This is a genomic window from Fibrobacter sp. UWB13, from assembly GCF_900177805.1.
In the GTDB taxonomy this organism is placed as follows: Bacteria; Fibrobacterota; Fibrobacteria; order Fibrobacterales; family Fibrobacteraceae; genus Fibrobacter.
The window spans coordinates 1,655,333-1,673,353 of sequence record NZ_FXAX01000001.1 but is presented as its reverse complement, the minus strand read 5'-3'; the positions used below and the strand labels follow the sequence as shown (position 1 = coordinate 1,673,353).

Below are 18,021 nucleotides of genomic sequence, written 5' to 3'. Positions count from 1 at the left end.
AATGGCTACTAAGAAGAATGAAGAGGAAGTAAAGAAGACCGCTACTAAGAAGACGGCTTCTACAAAAGTTTCTGAAACGAAGACTGTAGCGAAGAAGGCTACAGCTGAAAAGAAGCAGACTGCTGCAAAGAAAGCTCCTGCCGAAAAGAAGGTTGTCGCCAAAAAGCCGAGCGCAACCGTTGAAAAGGTTGCTGCTAAGACGGCTCCGGCAAAGAAGACTGTAAAGGCTAAGGCCGAAAAGGCTGAAAAGCCGGCTACAAAGACTGCAACGAAGACTGCCAAGGTTTCTACAAAGACGGAAAAGTCTGTAGAAGCAGCTAAGAAGGTTGTGAAGACCGCTACGAAGGCAAAGAAGGTCGACGTTGAAGTTGTTGAAACTCCGAAGGCTAAGGTCGCTAAGTCCGCTGCTCCGGAAGCTCTGCCGCAATCCTTCGATGCTGAATACCTCGTGCTCATGCAGAAGGATCCGAACTGGATGCAGGCCTTCTGGGAAGTTTCTGAAGAACGCATCAAGGCTGCCAAGAAGGGCAAGGGCAAGCTCGTGCTTCGCTTGTTCGACATCTCGAACGACTTGACCGTGAAGCGCAACAAGAAGCTCAAGTTCCACGATATCGAAGTTCCGGCAGACGCCCGTAGTTGGTACGTGGAAAACAAGGCAACGCAGAACTGCGCTGCAGCGCTTGGCGTTGTTGCCGCTGGCAAATTCGAACCGCTGGTCGAAGCTGGTCCGATGCAGACGTTCACGCTCGAAGGTTCCGAAGTGAATACGGACAACGTATTTGTTCGCGCTTCCCTCGGCGGTGCTACTCTCGGTGGCTTTGGCAGCTCGGGACTTTCTTCGATGTCTGCAAAGACCTGGCTTGAATCGCTTTCGAGCTCTTCGGGCTCCATGTTCTCTGGCGCACTTTCCAGTGCCGCTCTCAAGAGCAACAAGCTTGAACTCCCGAAGGATTCTGTGAACTACGGCAAGGACTTCTTCTTGTGGGTGAAGACCCGCTTGATCGTCTACGGTGGTACGCGTCCGGATGCACACTTGCAGGTGCGTGGCGAACCGTTCCCGCTCAACCCGGATGGCACTTTCAGCTTTGAAGAAGACCTCCCGGACGTGACGAAGATTATCCCTGTCTTTGCAACCGATAAGGATGGCGATTTCCCGACGACAATCGTTCCGATCGTGGTAAAGCGCACGGAATAATGGCAAAGCCTGGTCGCTTACATCTTTTGCTTCACGCACATTTGCCTTTTGTGCGTGAACCCTCTTTTGACCGGTTCTTGGAAGAGAACTGGTTTTTTGAGGCTATGGCGGAGACTTATTTGCCCGTCATACAGATGCTCAACCGTCTGGAAGAAAAGGGCGTGCCGGGCACTCTCAATTTGAGCGTTTCTTCGGCGCTGCTCTCGATGCTTACGGATAAGCTATTGCTTACCCGTTTTTCGGTGCATTTGCACAAACAGCTTGAACTGATTGAACGCGAAAAAGTCCGCTTCCAGGGCAATTCCGAGCTTATGGAAGTGGTGGATTTTTATTACCGCAGGCAGCTTGCGCTCATCAATACGTGGGAGCGCGATTGCGGTTGCGAAATTATCCCTGCGTTAAAGCGCTTGGAGCAGATTGGAAAAATCAACTTGCTCACTTGCGTGGGGACGCATCCGTTTTTGCCCGCGTACCAGAACGATGTCGAAGCGATCCGTTTGCAGCTGAAGATTACAGTCCGCGCATTCGAAGACGCTTTTGGCAAAAAGCCTCGCGGGCTGTGGCTCCCGGAATGTGGCTATTTTGAAGGTCTGGACGCGATCCTTGCAGAATTCGGATTCAAGTATTTCTTCTTGGAAACGCATGGCGTGCTCTTGGCAAAGCCTGCACCGAAGTATGGCGTGTTCTCGCCAATCAAGACTCCGGCAGGGCTTTATTGCATGGGGCGTGAACAGAGCAGTTCCATGGAAGTATGGAGCCGCAAAACGGGCTACCCGGGGCATCCTGAATATCGCGAGTTCTTTAGGGATATTGCGCACGAACGTGAAAGCGAATATCTAGGCGATTATTTCTTATCGGCGGGCACGCCTATTGAAACGGGTCTCAAGTATTACCGCATCACGGGAAGCGAAAATAAGGAGATTTATCGCCCGTGGAATGCGCTCCGCTTGGTGGAAGACCATGCGCGACTTTTTGTCGCCAATCGCGAAGCGACTGTGTCGAATTTGCTTCCGAACATGGATGGCAATAAGGTTTCGATCCTTTGTCCGTACGATGCGGAACTTTTTGGACACTGGTGGTTTGAAGGTCCGCTGTTCATCGAGAAAATGTTTGAACGCGCGGCAAGCTCGAGCGTGGTCGAGATGGCATCTTTTGAAGAGTCGATGCGCGAACCTGCGGATACAGATGTTCACAATCCGATTTTCTCGTCTTGGGGCGAGGGCGGCTTTGGTGACGTTTGGATGAACGATGAAGTTGCTTTCCAGTACCCGATGTTTTTTAGAATGCGTAAGATGATGGACGATTTGAAGTCGCGCATTTCTAATGCAGGGAATGCTGTTGGGACTGCGCGCGGTTCAAAAAATGCGACTGCCAAGCGTTTCTTGGCGCAGATGGCGCGCGAACTCGTGCTGTTCCAGGCTTCGGACTGGGCGTTTATGATTCATAACAATTCGGCGGCGGATTACGCACGTGCCCGATTGAATGGTCATTACGAAAATCTCAGTGCACTTTATAAAGAAGCGGTCAAGGCAAATCCCGATACCAAGTTGCTCAAGATGCTAGAGCAGAAGAACAATTTGTTCCCATTCATAGGCGAGTGCCTGTAGTTTTTAAAAAGGAGATGCCCGCTGGAGTTTATCCCGGCCTCTGAGCCGGGACGGGCATGACATCTTCTAATAACTAATGACTATTGACTAGTAAATCACAATAAAACTTTTCGTTTTGCTTTTGTTCCCGACGCGGAAGCGGTAAATGCCTGGTGCCATCATCGCTTTGACTTGGTCTTCTTGCAGGCAGAATGTTGTTCCTTCATACTTTTGCTGAGTGACTAAATCACCGCGCCTGTTACGGATTTCAAAGAATTTCTTGTCGCTGGGGAGTGGACCGAAGCAGAGTGCGCCATGTTTCCAGGGAACGGGGAATGCATGCGGATCTGAAGTGCTTGTGGTGATGGGGATGCTTTCGGATTTTCCGAAACGGCTGAAAACCCAAGTGGTTGAATCGCATGTAGAAAAGAATGAAGCTAAGCTATCCAGTGTTTTGTTGCTACTGATTCTATGGATCGTTGCCTCTGAATCGTGGTAAGCAATGACTGTCGCTTTACCGACAAAATTAGAAAGGTCTACATCTTGGGTGTTTTGCTGTTTGCTGAAAAAATCAAAAGCGAGACTTTCTAGTTCAGGCTTTATTAAGTCGTCTAAACGGTATCTGGCGGAAGCCCATTGCGATTGATCTTCGTTAATCCATTCCTTCTTTTGCAGTTTCTTGCTGCGTGCTCCAGAAAACGAAAGTCGAACTGCATAGTCATGGAAAACGCTGTCGGCGTCAAGCTCGTGTGCTTTTAAAGAAGCTTCGAGCTGCGATTCAAAATTTTTATTGGGGTTCTTGGAAAAGTTTTCCCAGATGGACTTGTCAAGATTTTTTGAAACTTTGTAGTATAGATAAAGGAACAAAGTAGATGCTCCGTAATTCCGGAATGTTGCGGAGAGCGGGTTCCCTGTTTTGTCGAAAAAGGATGGCAAATATCTGAGATAATCGTCTACTTCGGGGTTGGTAATTTCTTCAAAGCCCGTGGCTGAAGCTTCGAACCAGAACGTAGAATTGGAATACATGTTGAGGTAGCTTAGCTGTACGGCATGGTAAAATTCGTGGAATGCTGTAAGACGTATCCCTTTTGCCCATTCATTTGTGTAGTAATAATCGTGGGTGCTGTTATACAGAGGAATATCAGCCTTGGAATAATAACAAGTGTCTTTATCGACGATTATAGACTCTTTTGAAATGTTGTAAGTCGCACCGTAATTGAAATCGTTGTCTAAGAAAATTTGTGAAGTTGCACCGTTGTTCATGGGAACCGTCACTGCAAAGCAGGCACCGCATGAGCTTGAACCTCCAAAGAAAATTTGTCCGTCTCGGACTTGGTCGACATCGATGATTTCGACGGGGTATAGACCGGCTTTAACATCTTGCTGAAAATGGTGGCTCTTGCTTGGACCTTTGGGCGCTTGCATCTTGATGTTGTTGACGTAAAGCTCCCATGCATCTTCAAAACTTGCTGCGGTAGAATCGGCAAACGCTTTGGTGGTGGCGTGGGGACCCGTCAAAACGTACATCACTTGGAAATGTGGCGTTTCGATTGTGTAGACGGAATCGTAATAACTTTCGGGACTACATTTTTCGCTGCTGTAAAGCGAGGCGGCATAATGCGGGTCTTTTTGATATTTTATCAGATTTTCGATGACTTTTGCGGTTCCGCAGCCATTTTCATAAGCATAAGCAATGCCTGACACACAAATTAATGTGATGGCGAGAGAAAAAAGAGGTGCCTGTAAGATGTTGTGAAATGGATTTAAACGCATTGCTTATACAACTCCTGCGTTTTTGAGAATTTGCTTTGCCTTGGCGGTGATTTCGGCGGGAACCGTCAGCTGTTTTTGATGGTGTGGCTTGATGCGGGCGTCGATAATCAAGGGCGCCTTGCATTTCCAATGCTTGTTTTCGACAACTTCGTCGAGACCGTAAATGTCTTGGGCGGGGGCGGAGCGCGTAAACGTGAGCCAGAGGAAATCGCTCAAGATGTTACTTGTGCCATTGTTTGCGTTAAGGGTGCCTTCGTCGATGATGGAAATCCAGGGGTAGTTTTCGCGGAATTCCCAGTGGGCGAGGGTTTCTTTGAACTCGCGGAATGTTTCGTTGCCGTTTTCGAGATGCGCCGGACCTTCGATCATGAGCACGCCGGGCATCACGATGGTCGCGTTCTTGAATCCTTGCGGGAGCGCAAGCGTTTTTAGATCGCTCGGTTTGTTGCGGAGTTCGCGAATTTTTGCGCCGGCGGCTGCAATCACGACTTTGGAACCGTGGTTGAGGCTTGTGCCGGTGTAGTCGAGCGTGTCGATCGTTGTCGCCGTCTGGAAATGCAAATCGCGGTCGAAGTGGACACGTTCGAGAACGTGTCCGAAGAACGCAGGGACGTTGTTTACATCGAGGCTCGCGGCGGTTTTATTTGCGACGGCTTTCGTGTCAGCAGAGTCTTCTTTTGCGGCAATAAGCAAATACTTGGTGAGGCTCGCCTGGTTGAATCCGAGCAGCGCATTTGCCGTTTTTAAAAGTTCCATGGGCTCGCGTTCTTCGGGGCTGGCGTAGGGGCGGAACGCCTCTGAACCGAGTGCTAGGCAAAGCGGGTGTACACCAGCATCATCGACCGCGTGAATCCCGTAAACGCCCGGGAGCGAAGCGGGGACCATCGGCTTTGTGATTTCGTGAATGAATTTGCCAAAGAGCGTATCTTCTTGGGGCGGGCGACCGACGACTGTGAACGGAAAAATGGCGTTCTTTTTGCAAAGCACTTTTTGGACTCTCATACAAGGAAAATCGTGTTTGCCGGAATAATAGCCGATGTGGTCTCCAAATGGACCTTCGGGCTTTAAACCGGGTTCGAGTTCTCCTAAAATACAAAAGTCGGCATCGCTAGAGACAAGGTAACCGTCATGTTCAAAGTAACGGAAGCGGCGGTTTCCGAGCATGCCTGCGAAAAGCAGTTCCGAGAGGTTCTCGGGCATGGGCATCACGGCTGCAAATGTGTGCGATGGAGGTCCGCCAATGAAAATGCTCACCTTGAGCGGGCGACCTTCTTCGAGTGCCTTCTGGTGGTGCCTTGCGATGTCGCGCTTGATCTGGTAATGCAAACCGCATTCTTCGTTCGGGACGTATTCATTGCCTGAAATCTGGATGCGGTACATGCCCACGTTCGTTTGCATGATGCTTGAATTTTCGCTCGGACGTGTGGCGACTTGCGGGAGCGTGATGAACGCTCCGCCGTCTAGCGGCCAGCTGACCAGCTGAGGCAAGTCGCTAAGGCTGCATTCTTCGAAGTCCTTGATGCTGCCGGAGCGTCTCGGCAAAGACTTTATTCCGGCGAATCCCGCCTTGAACAGTTGTAGCGGGTGCTTGAAAGCATTTTTGAAAAATTCGACCGGATTAGACTTGAATTGGACTGCGATTTTTGTCTGCTCAAAGCCATCTCGGAACAGAAAATTGAATCGTTCGTCGCTTCCGAAAATGTTGCAGGCGGCGCGAAACTTGCTCCCTTTGACATGTTCAAAAAGAAGTGCTGGACCGCCCTCTCTAAAATTTTCCCTCGCGATTTCGGCCATTTCCAAGTGTGGATCGACTTCGGCGTGAATACGTTTGAGCATTCCCGCTTTTTCCAAATCCAGCAGGGCCTGTTCGAGGGACTTGTACATGATGTTATCCGGCGGTTGCGGACTGGTCTAACGCTTCAAAAGCCTGCGTTTTCTTCTTTGCTTCAATAAATGCGATTTGTTCGCGAGCCATTTCTCTAGCCTTCATGGCGTAAACCAAGCTTGCGCTGTTCATGACAATTGCGAATGTATCTTCAGCAAAATCCTTGCATCCCTGGAACGAGAGGTCGTCAAAGCAGGTCGTCATTCCCTTGACGGAATCAAACTTGTGCGTGGCGGTAAAACCACGGAATGGGCCTTCACCAAGGCGTACTGCGATTTCGATGACGTTGTTCGTCTTGCCCGGTGTGACCGCTCCAATGATGCCAGTCCAACTTAATTTTCTGAAACCCGCCATAATGGTGTAGCGGATAAACTCGCCAGATTCAATGTTCTTGGGCAACGTGTAGTATAGAACGGCGTTCGTTCCGACGGACAAGGACATTGGCGCATAACGCAAAATATCAAGCGTGTCCGAAAGAGTGCCGTATTGCCAAGAAGTTTGACTGAATTTTACCATGCCGTATAATGTAGTAAAAGATGAAACGGAAAAACGGGAATATTATGTTTTTATACCGAAATTTTTTTAATTTTGCATAAAATTATGTTTTCTAAAAAGGACAGAGATGCGTCTAGGCTTTGTTGTACTTCACTATAATGTTGTCGCTGAAACAGAAAAGTGCGTCGCATCGATCCTGGAACGGATTGATACCGATGATTTTGAGATTGTCGTTGTCGATAATTGCTCTCCGAATAAGTCTGGGCCTCAAGTAAAGGCGCTGTTTGAAGGCAAAGCTCATGTGTCCGTCATTTTGAACGAAGAAAATCTAGGCTTTGCACGTGGGAACAATGTGGGTTTCCGCTTTTTGAAGAACGAAAAGAAGTGCGATTTTATCGTGATGCTGAACAACGATACGTACTTGATTCAGGATGATTTTTACAAGGTCATTCTGGATGAATATGAGCAAAGCCATTTTGCCGTTTTAGGCCCTGAAATCCATTGCCCGAACGGGATTAACGCAAACCCAGTCAAAGACAAGCTGATGACGGTTGCAGAACTCGAGCGCAAAAGGGCGCGCTGGCGCCGAATCCGCGTGAGAAACATTCTGCATTTGGGCTTTTTAGACACTTGGTACTCGTTCTTTGCTGATCGCCTGGGACCTGGGCCGAACAGCTACCAACCCGCTAATGACCGCCGCCAAGTCAATGTGGAATTGCACGGCTGCTGCCTTGTGTTTTCGCCCGACTATGTAGCCCGTTACGACGGCTTGAATTCGGGAACGTTCATGTACCAGGAAGAAGATATCCTGTATGCTGAAATGCTCCGTGACAAGATGCTCATGGTTTACAATCCGGCGTTGAAGATTTACCACATGGAAAACGCATCGACGAATTCGGTCTGCAAGGGATCCCGTAAAAAGAAAATATTTGTCTATACAAATTATCTAGCTTCGTCTGAAGTCTTGCTGAACGTTCTGAAAGATATTGAAAAGGTGCATTAATGTCTTCTGCTGAGAATGATCAGAAATTTTTGCTGAAAAGTTCCATCCTCAACATTATCGGCGCTGTGCTTAAGGTTTCCGGTCCGGCGTTGAATTTTGTGGTGGCGCGTTATTTTGGAAAAGAGGCTTTTGGTATTTATATATCCACCCAGCTTTGGGTGTCGATGATGAGCCGTGCAGCCGTGCTTGGTTTGGACAAGGGCTTGACTTGGTACGTTCCGCAGAATAAGCTTTACAACCGAGTAGCACATGACGGGATTGCTCAGTCGCTTCGCCTTGGTTTTTATTATGCGCTCCTTGTGTTTGCGGTGATTGTCGTGATGGCATTGACGGGCTCTTACACGATATTCTCGGGGCTTGAATCGCTTTCTTCGACGGAAATAATCCTGTACATCATGTCCATTGTCCCGTGGGTATTTAACTTGATTTTTGCGGGGGCGTCGGAAGGAAATCGTAAACCGCAGTATCGCATATTCATTAACGATTTCGCCGTTTTTACCTTTGCACCGCTTTTTGCCTTGATTATTTACTTTATTACGGGTGACAAGGTCTATTCGCTTCCGATCGGCTTGCTGTGCGCCAATTGCATTGCGGTCTTGATTTATATGCGCTTGATGCCGCGCCAGTTCCCTGGAATGAAGTGGCTTTCGTCCGAAAAGATTCCTAAGGCGCTGCTTTCGTTTTCGCTGCCGATTGGCTTTTCTGAATTTGTCGTCGCGTTCTTGTTGAGAGCTGACCTTTGGATGGTCCTCGTGTTGCTTGGTCCTGAATACGCTGGTGTCTATGCCATCATGGTGACGATTTCCAATGCGATTAAGACGGTGCGCCAGAATTTCAATTCCATCCTCTTCCCGGTTGTGGCGGGGATGGAGCCGGAACGAATGAAGCTGGGACTTCCGCATGTGTATTCTTATTGCGTGTCGTTGATTTCGACGATTCAGATTGGCATTGGATTCTTTATTGTGCTTTTCCCGGAAGAGACCTTGATGCTTGCCGGTAAATCATTTGTTCAAAACCCGGAAGTTCTTGGAATTCTCCTTTTTGCAGGACTCTTTGATGGCTCGTTCTGCTTTACAGGCATGGTGCTTAATGGAATGGGCAAGAGCAAGTTCTTGCTGAAGTTGAATGTCTATTCGCTTATTTTGGCGGTGTCCATGAACTTGTTGCTAATCCCGAAATTTGGCTTGGTCGGTGCTGCGATTTCGACACTCAGTTTCCAAATTTTCCAGGGCATTTGGATGAACGCCGAGCTTTTGAAAAACGGAATTTGGCCTTATCGCCGTGGGTTGTGGGTGCAGTTTGCGTGGGCGATTGCTCTGCTTATCCTGTTTGTGCTCCTGAATACTGGATTTGAACCTGAAATGTGGCAGAAAATCGCCATTTTTGTGGTGACTACCGCATCTCTCGTTTATCTGGTCATCAAGCGAGCTGCCGAAAAACCGCCAAAAAATGTATAGCCTTGCACATTGCGGAGCGTAATTTCGTAAATTATGGCAATGATTCCTAAAAAATTACATCTGATTTGGTTTTCTAAGAATAACGCCCCGCTTTCCCCGCTTTCGGAACTTTGCGTTTCTAGCTGGAAGAGGCATTGCCCCGACTACGAAATCGTAAAGTGGGATATTGATAAGTGCAAGGATATTATTGAAAGTATTCCGTACCTCCGTGAAGCGGAAAGCGTTTCTAAATGGGCTTTTATTAGCGATTACATCCGTCTTTATGCGGTTTACCACGAGGGTGGCATTTACTGCGATACAGACGTTTTCATGTACCAGAGTTTTGATCCGTTCCTGAACAACCGCTATTTTTCGAGCATTGAATTTACTTCGCACTATAAGAAAAACAGGTCCTGGAGATTCTTGAACGAAGACGGAACCAAGAAAGACCCGAACCAGATGGTAATTCCGGGGATTGCTTTGCAGGCAGCAATTTTCGGTGGCGAGGGGGGGCACCCGTTCCTTAAAAAGTGCATGGAATATTACGAGACGGAAAAGTTCATTTTGCCGAATGGCGAATTGAATATCAAGAATATTTCGCCGTGCGTTTATGCCCATGCCGCCCAGCAGTTTGGCTTTGTGTACAAGAACGAAATGCAAAAACTTTCCGAAGGGATTACGATTTATCCGGGCGATGTGTTCTTGCCGAGCATTAATGAATCCAAGGTCAAGCCTTTTGCAATTCACGTGACCAACGGCAGCTGGCGCCCGCTGTGGCAGCGTATCAAGGGCTTTCTCAGGAACGCCCCGCGTGGCTCTGTCGAAAGTAGACTCGCTGCTTACGAAAACAAGGAACCTCTTAAGATTCAAGGATAATTATGCCTTCCGTGAAATATCTTTTTGTGTTGACGAGCTCCCCGAAGGACTTTTTTTGCGAGCAGACGCTTGTGGCGATTGCTTCGCTGCGCGTCCATAACCCGAATGCATTTGTGACGTTGTTGACTGATGACAAGACGGCTGAAACTCTGACGGGACCGCGTGCGGTCTTGAAGGACGCTGTCGATGAACTCAAGGTCTTGACGCTTGATGAAAAGTTCACACCGATGCTTCGTTCTCGTTACCTCAAGACTGTGATGCGCAATGTGGTCGATGGCGACTTCTTGTACATGGATTCGGACATCGCGATTGTTGATGATTTGACGATTCCAGACGAATGGCGTGGTGGCATTTATGCCGTGCTCGACTTCCACACGAATCTCTCGAAGGCGATTAACCGTAAGAAGGTCTTGAACAACGCGAAGATGATGGGCTTTTCGCCAATCCTCAACGACGAGATTTTCAACGGGGGCGTGATGTTCGCCGCCGATACGCCTGAAGCCCGCGAGTTCTTCAAGACTTGGCACGAACTTTGGCTTTACTGCGTTTCCAAGAACTTCCCGTATGACATGGCTTCGCTTGCTGAAACCAATTACAAGTTCGGTTACGTGACGAAGAAGATGGATGGCGGCTGGAACTGCCAGCTTGCTTATGGCAATCGCTTCTTGCCGACGGCGAAGGTGTTGCACTTCTTCGGTTCGCGCATTATCGATACGCGTGGCCGCAAGGTGCCGGAGTCGATGAATATCTTTTTGCCGAAGATTTTGCGCAAGGATTTTTACACGAACTTGAAGAACCTCCCTGTGACGGTAAACGCGGACAAGTCCATTCACATCAACGAGTATTACGATGACGTGATTGCGCATGCGAAGGATGCGTTCATGTACCAGACGAACAAGGTCGGTGCTGCTGGCGCTTACATCATCCGCTCTTACGCGTTTGCAAAGTCTCTTGCTTGGCTGTACAAGAAAATGCCTTTCCTCGTGAAGCCTTTGGAAATCCTGGGCAAGCTTTTCTAAAGATTCTTGGAGTAAAACGACATGGAAAACGTTCACATTCCGATTATCCTTTCGAGCGATAACAATCAGATCAATGCCATGGCTGTTGTTATGACGTCTGCTATTGAGACGGCGGTCGAGGGGACGTATTACGATTTTTACTGTTTTCTTTCGGATAACGTGACTGAAGAAAATCGTAACCGTTTATCGCAATGTGCGGATACCCCGCGAAAGAATTGTTCCGTGACGCTGGTGGACATGTCGCCTTATTTCAAGGATAATGCAATCCAGTACAGTGGAAAGGTCGGGATGGTGCATTCCGTGACGACGCCTGCGCTTTACCGCTTAAAAGCGCCGTCGGTGTTGCCGCTTTTGGATAAGGTTCTGTACCTCGATACTGATACAATGGTGCGCACGGATTTGCGAGAACTTTTTGAAATGCCGATGGACGGAATTTACATGGCGGGCGTGCCTGTCGTTTGGGCGCAAATTAAAAAGAGCGATCGAAATCGCTGGCTCAAGCAAAGTGGAATTCCTGGCATGGACTTTTACGTGAACAGCGGTGTGCTTTTAATGAACCTCAAGGCGATGCGCGATGACGGTATTGAAAACAAGTGCCTGGCGCTTGTGGGCAAAAAGGAATTTGCGCCGCTTGATCCTGCCGACCAGCTGATTTTGAATTACGTGTGCTATGGCAAAATCGGCTTTATCCCGTGCCGCTACAACGTGACGATGAGCAACATCAAACATGCCAAGCGAATGACTGCGCTGTATTCTGCCAAAGAAGTTCGCGAAGCGTTTGACGACCCGTCCGTGATACATTGGACGGGTGCTGGCAAGCCCTGGAAATACTACGATGTGCTCTTAGCGCATGAATGGTGGCGCCGCTATATGCAGTCCCCGTTCAGGGATGTTCCGCTGAATCGCGGGGCAAAACCGGGAACGCTTGGCAATTGGTGGCGCCTCCTGAAGAAAGTTTTTAAGTAACTCTCTACAGCTTCATCACGCGCTTCATTTCGAGATTTTCGTAGCCTTCGGGACAATGCGTTGAAAGGTAGACGGTCGGGTTGTTGGCGATAAATTCGCGGACACGGTCGAGCGTTTCGCGGGCGGCAGCAATGTCTTCAAAGACAATGCTTAATTTGTTTGCCTTAAGGGCGGCATCGCAGTAGGTCACGTCACCATGCATCATGTAGAAGAGTCCTTCGTTTTCGGCGACGATGATGCTGTTGCCTTTGGTGTGTCCCTTCGCTTCAATGAAATAGATTCCGTCTGCGATTTTTTCGCATTTCGGGAAGTTGTGGTAAGGTCCGTCCTTGTAAGTGCTGCGCACGATGTTTGGACCTTCGAGCTTCATGGCATCGGCATCTTCGGGCGAGACAAAAACCTTTGCATTCGGGAAATACTGGATGGCTGCGGAATGGTCCGGATGCTTGTGCGTGATGAGAATTTTAGTGACCTGGTCGGGCCTGTAGCCGAGTTCCGCAAAGGCTTTGGTGTAGTCCTTTAGCTTTTCGCCCATGTAAAGCGGAGCGCCGAGCTTCTTTTCGGGTGCTGCGAAGTCATTGACGAATCCCGTATCGACGAGGATGACTTCGCTCCCGGTGTCGATGAGAAAGTTTTGCAGACTACTGCGGTAGATAATCTGCTCGTCAAACTTGTCCTTGCCTTCTTCACCGCCAAAGGCAAACGCCTGGTTCATGAAACCATGGTCAAACATGCGTACGGCTTTAATTTCCATATGCTTCCCCTTCTGAAAATGTATGCTTTTATACCAATATATACTCAAAAGGTCTTAAATCAAAATAAGGCAATATTCCAAATCGGATTTTTTGCGGAATGTGGCGGACTTGAGGGCTGGTAAGCAAAAAATATGGCTATTTGCAGGGGTTGCCCGGCGGTTGAAAGAAAAAATTTTCAGGTTTAGTCTTTGCAGATGGCGCAAGATTTCTATTTTTGTACGTGGAAAATCCTTTTCTATCCAGGAGTCTTATATGGGCGGCTTTTGTGGTGTTATTTCCAAAGAAGATTGCGTTTGCGATCTCTTTTACGGAACCGACTACCATTCTCACCTTGGCACTCACCGCGGCGGTATGGCTGTTTTGAAATCGGATGGTGTTTTCCATCGCTCGATTCACAACATCCAGAACACTCCGTTCCGCAGTAAGTTTGAACACGATTTAACCCATTTTTCCGGCAAGGTTGGCTTAGGCGTCATCTCTGACACGGACCCGCAGCCGCTCGTCATGACCTCCAAGCTGGGAACATTCGCGATTGTGACCGTTGGTCTCATCACGAACATCGAAGATATTAAGAACGAACTTTTCCGCAACAACTGCATGCAGCTCCAGTTCTCTACAACGAGTGGCATGGTCGGTCCGACCGAAGTTGTTTCAGCGCTTATCGCTACGCAGGATTCAATTATTGACGGTCTCAAGTACGTTCAAGACAAGGTGAAGGGAAGTTGCTCCGTGCTGATTATGGATAGCGCGGGGCGTTTTTATGCCTGCCGCGACAAGTGGGGCCGTACGGCAATCATCCTCGGTAAGAAGGATGGCGCCATGATCGCCTTGCAAGAAAGCTGTGCACTCCCGAATCTTGGTTACGAATACGTCCGTGATCTTGGTCCGGGTGAAGTGGTAGAGCTCACGCCGGATGGCGAAACAACGCTCGTTCCGCCACGCAAGAAGATGGCAATTTGTTCGTTCCTCTGGGTGTATTACGGTTACCCGGCATCGAGCTACGAAGGACGTAATGTTGAAATGACTCGCTATCGTTGCGGTTCTGCTCTTGCGAAGCGCACCCCGACCGAAGCCGATGCCGCTTGCGGTATTCCGGATTCCGGCACGTCTCACGCTTTGGGTTATGCTCATGAAGCAGGCATCAAGTTTGCCCGCCCGTTCGTGAAGTACACGCCGACTTGGGCTCGTTCCTTTATGCCGCAGGACCAGCGCCAGCGTGAACATGTCGCCTCGATGAAGCTCATCCCGATTCCGGGACTTATCAAGGACCGTCGCCTCGTTTTCTGCGATGACTCCATTGTTCGCGGAACGCAGCTCGGTAAGCAAGCCCAGAAACTTTATTCGATGGGTTGCAAGGAAACGCACATGCGTATCGCTTGCCCGCCGCTCGTTTATCCGTGCAAGTTCATCAACTTCTCCCGCTCCAAGAATGAATACGACCTCATCACGCGCCGTTACATTCGCGACCAGGAAGGTGAAAACGCCGATCTCGACAAGTACACCGATCCGAATGGCCAGCCGTACAAGGACATGGTCGAATACATCCGCAAAAAGCTGAACCTCACGTCGCTTGCGTTCCAGCGCATTGACGACTTGATCCAGGCTATCGGCCTCCCGGAAGAAGACCTTTGCACTTACTGCTGGACTGGCAAGGACTACGCCGAAACGGGTGACTGCTATCATTGCCCGTGCCATTGCCACGATAAGGAAAAGGATAAGGAATAATTCACTTTCTCGTCATCCTGACGGCGAAAATTGAAATTGAAAAATCCGACCTCATGAGAGGTCGGATTTTTTGCAGTTATGAAAAAGTCCCGCAACGTTGTGCGGGACTTTCTGTTTAAAGAATTATATTCATTTACTTCTGCATCATGTAGTATGCGTTGAGCCAGGCTTGCAGGCGTTCCCAGCCGCTGTCGTCGCTTTGGGCGATTGCGGATTGCTTGAGCGAGAATACGGTCAGGTTCTTGAGCTTGTGGTTTCCTGTGACGAAGCCCGGGAATATGATGAAGGCGTTTTTCATCTTGGTGTCTTCGACGGTCTTTCCGTCAATGGCGATAACGACATGGTTTGCCTTGATGTACAAGGCGTAGTGATGGCGTTCCCCGTCCAAGACATCGTGGCAGTAAGAGTTACCGAGTTCAGGAAACGAATCCGTATACGTCGTGTCTTTTGAGACTCTTCTGTAGAAGTTGGCGCAGAGCTGTTCCGGCTTTTCACCTGTTCTCAGTCGGTACGTGACGTCGTTTTCCTTGGAATCGAGGAACAAGGAATCGCTTTCTGCGATTTTGCTACCGTCTTCTTCGATCCAGAAACTGATGCCGAGGCTGTTGCTTGACGTGTCCGTGATGAATGTATTCATGAAATCACCTTCGGTGACGGACAAACCTGATTTGGATTCGGCAAACACTCTAGAAATTTCCGAAGTCTTGTAAACGGATTCGCTTGATGTGACTGAGAATTTGTATGTGCCTGCGTCAATGCTTGGAATTGCCGTGAAGTAAAGCGACGAGTCCGCATCGTTTTCGGCTTTAAAGACTGCGAGCGAGTCTCCGTTGTTGTCAATGAGAACCGGGTTCTTTACCTTCGTGGGGATCGTTACCGGAACAATCATGGATTCGAGCGTCTTGTTGCCGTTCAACTTCTTTGCGGCTTTCAAAGCTTCTTCAGGAACGTTGACTGTTACGAAATCTGAAGAGACTTCGAGTTTTTCGCCAGGGACAAAGTCCCACTTGACGTGCTTTGACGTTGTGTCGCGACCGGAGCCTCTGATGAGAATGATGTTCGTGAATTCAGCGGGCGGAATTTCGTCGATGGTAAGGGTTCCAGACTTGATGTCGCTTTCGCTCACGCCTGTGCAGCTGAGTGTACCCGTGATGCAGAGCGTGTCACCTTTGACGAGGTCATACGTGCTGAGGTCGAGTTCAAGGCTTGCGTTCTCTTCGAGCTTTGCTTCGGGGACGTTTATGGTCTGCAAGTCGGTCTTGTTTTCTTCGACTGTGATCGTCTGGTAGGCGGACTGCGTGTTCTCTGTGTTGCTAATCTGCAAGGCGTATTCGCCAGCAGAGACGCTGTCGATGGTGTATTTGCCATCTTTGTCCGTCGTGGCGGTCTTGATGGGGGCCATGCGCGTGGCGACGTGGTTTGCCGAGAGGAGGCTAACTCTTGCGCTTACGACAGGGGAGCCATTTCCGTCGATGACGATACTTGCGATGGTCGTGCCGGATTCAGTTTCCGTGAGCACGCCGGCGTGGTTTTCGTCGGAGCAGGCGGAGAAAATCGATGCGAGGGCAAAAATCCCTGCTGTATTTATAATCTTAAAATTCATCATGCCTTAACCTCCGGATCGAGGTTAGAGAACAAGTGCAGGTTCATCTGGTAAACGCCATTTGCCTTTTCGTTATCTTCGCTGATGATGCGTCTTGCCTTTGCCTTGAATTCCTGGAGTTCGGATTCAAGCTTCTTGTAGGCGTTGTTCGAGATGCTGAACGTGAGCGTACTCATGACGGTCGGCATCTTGGGGCGCGTGATGAGCGCCTGCTTTGAAAGTTCAAAACATTGCAGCTGGTACTGCTTGATGAGTTCCGCATTGTTGTACGGACCGCTGGAGATGGATTCCTTGGTCGGCTTCCAAAAACCGGATTCGTTCTTGCGGGCGAGTCCAAGCTTTTCGAGAAGGGCGAGCGAGTCCTTGAGCTTCCCTAGTGGAATTTTCGGGAAGATTCTCTTTTGTACGGGGTTTAAGTCATCTGTAACGTCCATAGCATCAAGAATAGCAAACATTGCGCTATGGTACCAATGGTTATAGTATTCGTATGTGTTCGAATCGAGGATATGCTGCGGATTCGGGTGCAGGTGCAGGAGTTCTTCCATGGCAGCGCTACGAGCTGTCTCGGTTTTTGCCTGGTCGAGCTTCACCATCGTTTCGAAGTACTTTGCGGCTTTCTTGTTGAGGCCGAGGACTTCGATAAACTTGGCTGTCATGCGGGGGCTGACCTTTTTCCCTCTGAGAACATCGGCAAAGTAGCTACGTGTCTTGGGGAGGCCGAGCATATTGCAGATTCCGGTACGGGTGAATTCCGGGTCGGACTGGACTCTAGCCGCCTGGTATTCTTCCAAGTACTTGCGGAAGTGCGTAAATTGGTAAATGTCGATATAGTTTTCCACGTGCTTAATATAATATTTATGAGAACTAAGATGAGAACATTTTTTGAGAAATAACATTAAAATGTGATTTTCCTCCTTTCTCTTGCCTTCCGTCCGTTTCTTACATTTTTGTTGCATTTGAAGATTGGGCGGGGAATGTTGCTTTTCCTGTGTGTTGGCTTTACGTTTTTTGTGCGTTCGGTCACGAAAGTTTCTATCTTTAGGCGCGAATTTTATGAGGTAACTCCTATGGGTAATGAGGCAGAAAAGCCGAATATCATTACGTCCTCGCTTGACTTTTTGGTCAATTGGGGGCGCTCCAATTCCTTGTGGCCGTTCCCTTACGGTACGGCTTGTTGTGCAATCGAATTCATGAGTACGGAAGTGGGTCGTTACGACCTTTCACGTATCGGTTCTGAATACGTGCGTTTTACGCCGCGTCAGTCCGATGTGCTGCTTGTTGCAGGTACGATTACTTATAAGCAGGCTCCGATCTTAAAGCGCATCTACGAACAGATGGCTGAACCTCGTTGGGTCATTGCCATGGGTGCATGCGCAAGCTCTGGCGGTTTCTATGACTGCTACTGCACGGTGCCCGGTATCGACCACATTATCCCGGTGGATGTGTATATCGGTGGTTGCCCTCCGCGTCCGGAAGCCTTCTTCGATGCCATGTTTGACTTGCAGAAGAAGGTCAAAGACGAATCCTTCATGAAGCAGCGTGCCGAAAGCATCAAGGAACAGCTTGAAATGATCAAGGCAAAGACTGCCGAAGCAAAGCGTGAAGCAGCTGCCTGCGCCCGCGAAAAGGTCGTGGATATCAAGGACTTCATGAAAGAAAAACAAGAAAATCTTGTAAAGAAAGCCCAGTTCTGGAAGGAGTAGA

The 18,021-nt window shown here is 48.9% G+C and carries 15 protein-coding genes; 9 read left to right on the top strand and 6 right to left on the bottom strand.

What is annotated here, in order from left to right:
* Position 1 precedes the first annotated feature (1 nt).
* Complete coding sequence (locus tag B9Y77_RS06990) at positions 2–1,195, top strand: DUF4912 domain-containing protein (protein ID WP_085490980.1); 1,194 nt, start codon at positions 2–4, stop codon at positions 1,193–1,195.
* Entirely contained in the window at positions 1,195–2,802 is a 1,608-nt protein-coding gene (locus tag B9Y77_RS06985) for a glycoside hydrolase family 57 protein (protein ID WP_085490979.1), read from the top strand. The genes B9Y77_RS06990 and B9Y77_RS06985 overlap by 1 nt, the downstream gene beginning before the upstream one ends.
* An 87-nt stretch (positions 2,803–2,889) precedes the next feature.
* On the opposite strand, the gene B9Y77_RS06980 is transcribed toward B9Y77_RS06985, so the two are convergent.
* From B9Y77_RS06980 to B9Y77_RS06970, 3 genes are all read right to left on the bottom strand, one after another.
* Positions 2,890–4,485 carry a hypothetical protein gene (locus B9Y77_RS06980; RefSeq protein ID WP_254899951.1) on the bottom strand — a complete coding sequence of 532 codons (1,596 nt, stop codon included), beginning with the start codon at positions 4,483–4,485 and terminating at the stop codon, positions 2,890–2,892.
* A 72-nt stretch (positions 4,486–4,557) separates the two neighbouring features.
* Positions 4,558–6,438: a UbiD family decarboxylase gene (locus B9Y77_RS06975; protein WP_085490977.1), complete on the bottom strand. Its 1,881-nt coding sequence runs from the start codon at positions 6,436–6,438 to the stop codon at positions 4,558–4,560.
* 4 nt (positions 6,439–6,442) lie between these two features.
* A complete protein-coding gene (locus tag B9Y77_RS06970; protein ID WP_139260770.1) occupies positions 6,443–6,955 on the bottom strand; it encodes a hypothetical protein in 513 nt (170 codons plus the stop codon).
* Between the two features lie 106 nt (positions 6,956–7,061).
* Here B9Y77_RS06970 and B9Y77_RS06965 point away from each other — a divergent pair, with 106 nt between their 5' ends.
* The 5 genes from B9Y77_RS06965 to B9Y77_RS06945 are packed head-to-tail and all read left to right on the top strand — an operon-like array spanning position 7,062 to position 12,234.
* The gene (locus tag B9Y77_RS06965; RefSeq protein ID WP_085490976.1) at positions 7,062–7,937 is read left to right on the top strand and encodes a glycosyltransferase; all 876 of its coding nucleotides are present in this window, start codon (positions 7,062–7,064) and stop codon (positions 7,935–7,937) included.
* Positions 7,937–9,394: an oligosaccharide flippase family protein gene (locus tag B9Y77_RS06960; RefSeq protein WP_085490975.1), complete on the top strand. Its 1,458-nt coding sequence runs from the start codon at positions 7,937–7,939 to the stop codon at positions 9,392–9,394. The genes B9Y77_RS06965 and B9Y77_RS06960 overlap by 1 nt, the downstream gene beginning before the upstream one ends.
* 39 nt (positions 9,395–9,433) lie before the next feature.
* Positions 9,434–10,249 (top strand): glycosyltransferase family 32 protein, encoded by an 816-nt coding sequence (locus tag B9Y77_RS06955; RefSeq protein WP_085491465.1) that lies wholly within the window; start codon positions 9,434–9,436, stop codon positions 10,247–10,249.
* A gap of 2 nt (positions 10,250–10,251) precedes the next feature.
* Positions 10,252–11,268 carry a glycosyltransferase family protein gene (locus B9Y77_RS06950; RefSeq protein WP_085490974.1) on the top strand — a complete coding sequence of 339 codons (1,017 nt, stop codon included), beginning with the start codon at positions 10,252–10,254 and terminating at the stop codon, positions 11,266–11,268.
* Between the two features lie 21 nt (positions 11,269–11,289).
* Positions 11,290–12,234 (top strand): glycosyltransferase family 8 protein, encoded by a 945-nt coding sequence (locus B9Y77_RS06945; protein ID WP_085490973.1) that lies wholly within the window; start codon positions 11,290–11,292, stop codon positions 12,232–12,234.
* Between the two features lie 4 nt (positions 12,235–12,238).
* On the opposite strand, the gene B9Y77_RS06940 is transcribed toward B9Y77_RS06945, so the two are convergent.
* Complete coding sequence (locus B9Y77_RS06940) at positions 12,239–12,988, bottom strand: MBL fold metallo-hydrolase (protein ID WP_085490972.1); 750 nt, start codon at positions 12,986–12,988, stop codon at positions 12,239–12,241.
* A 253-nt stretch (positions 12,989–13,241) separates the two neighbouring features.
* Between B9Y77_RS06940 and B9Y77_RS06935 the strand changes: the two genes are divergently transcribed.
* A complete protein-coding gene (locus tag B9Y77_RS06935) occupies positions 13,242–14,714 on the top strand; it encodes an amidophosphoribosyltransferase (protein WP_085490971.1) in 1,473 nt (490 codons plus the stop codon).
* A gap of 133 nt (positions 14,715–14,847) precedes the next feature.
* Here B9Y77_RS06935 and B9Y77_RS06930 read toward each other — a convergent pair whose 3' ends face one another.
* Together B9Y77_RS06930 and B9Y77_RS06925 are read right to left on the bottom strand one after the other, a co-directional pair.
* Positions 14,848–16,320: a carboxypeptidase-like regulatory domain-containing protein gene (locus tag B9Y77_RS06930; protein WP_085490970.1), complete on the bottom strand. Its 1,473-nt coding sequence runs from the start codon at positions 16,318–16,320 to the stop codon at positions 14,848–14,850.
* Positions 16,317–17,156 carry a TIGR02147 family protein gene (locus B9Y77_RS06925; protein WP_073423909.1) on the bottom strand — a complete coding sequence of 280 codons (840 nt, stop codon included), beginning with the start codon at positions 17,154–17,156 and terminating at the stop codon, positions 16,317–16,319. The genes B9Y77_RS06930 and B9Y77_RS06925 overlap by 4 nt, the downstream gene beginning before the upstream one ends.
* 228 nt (positions 17,157–17,384) lie before the next feature.
* Here B9Y77_RS06925 and B9Y77_RS06920 point away from each other — a divergent pair, with 228 nt between their 5' ends.
* A complete protein-coding gene (locus B9Y77_RS06920) occupies positions 17,385–18,020 on the top strand; it encodes an NADH-quinone oxidoreductase subunit B (protein WP_085491464.1) in 636 nt (211 codons plus the stop codon).
* Position 18,021 lies beyond the last annotated feature (1 nt).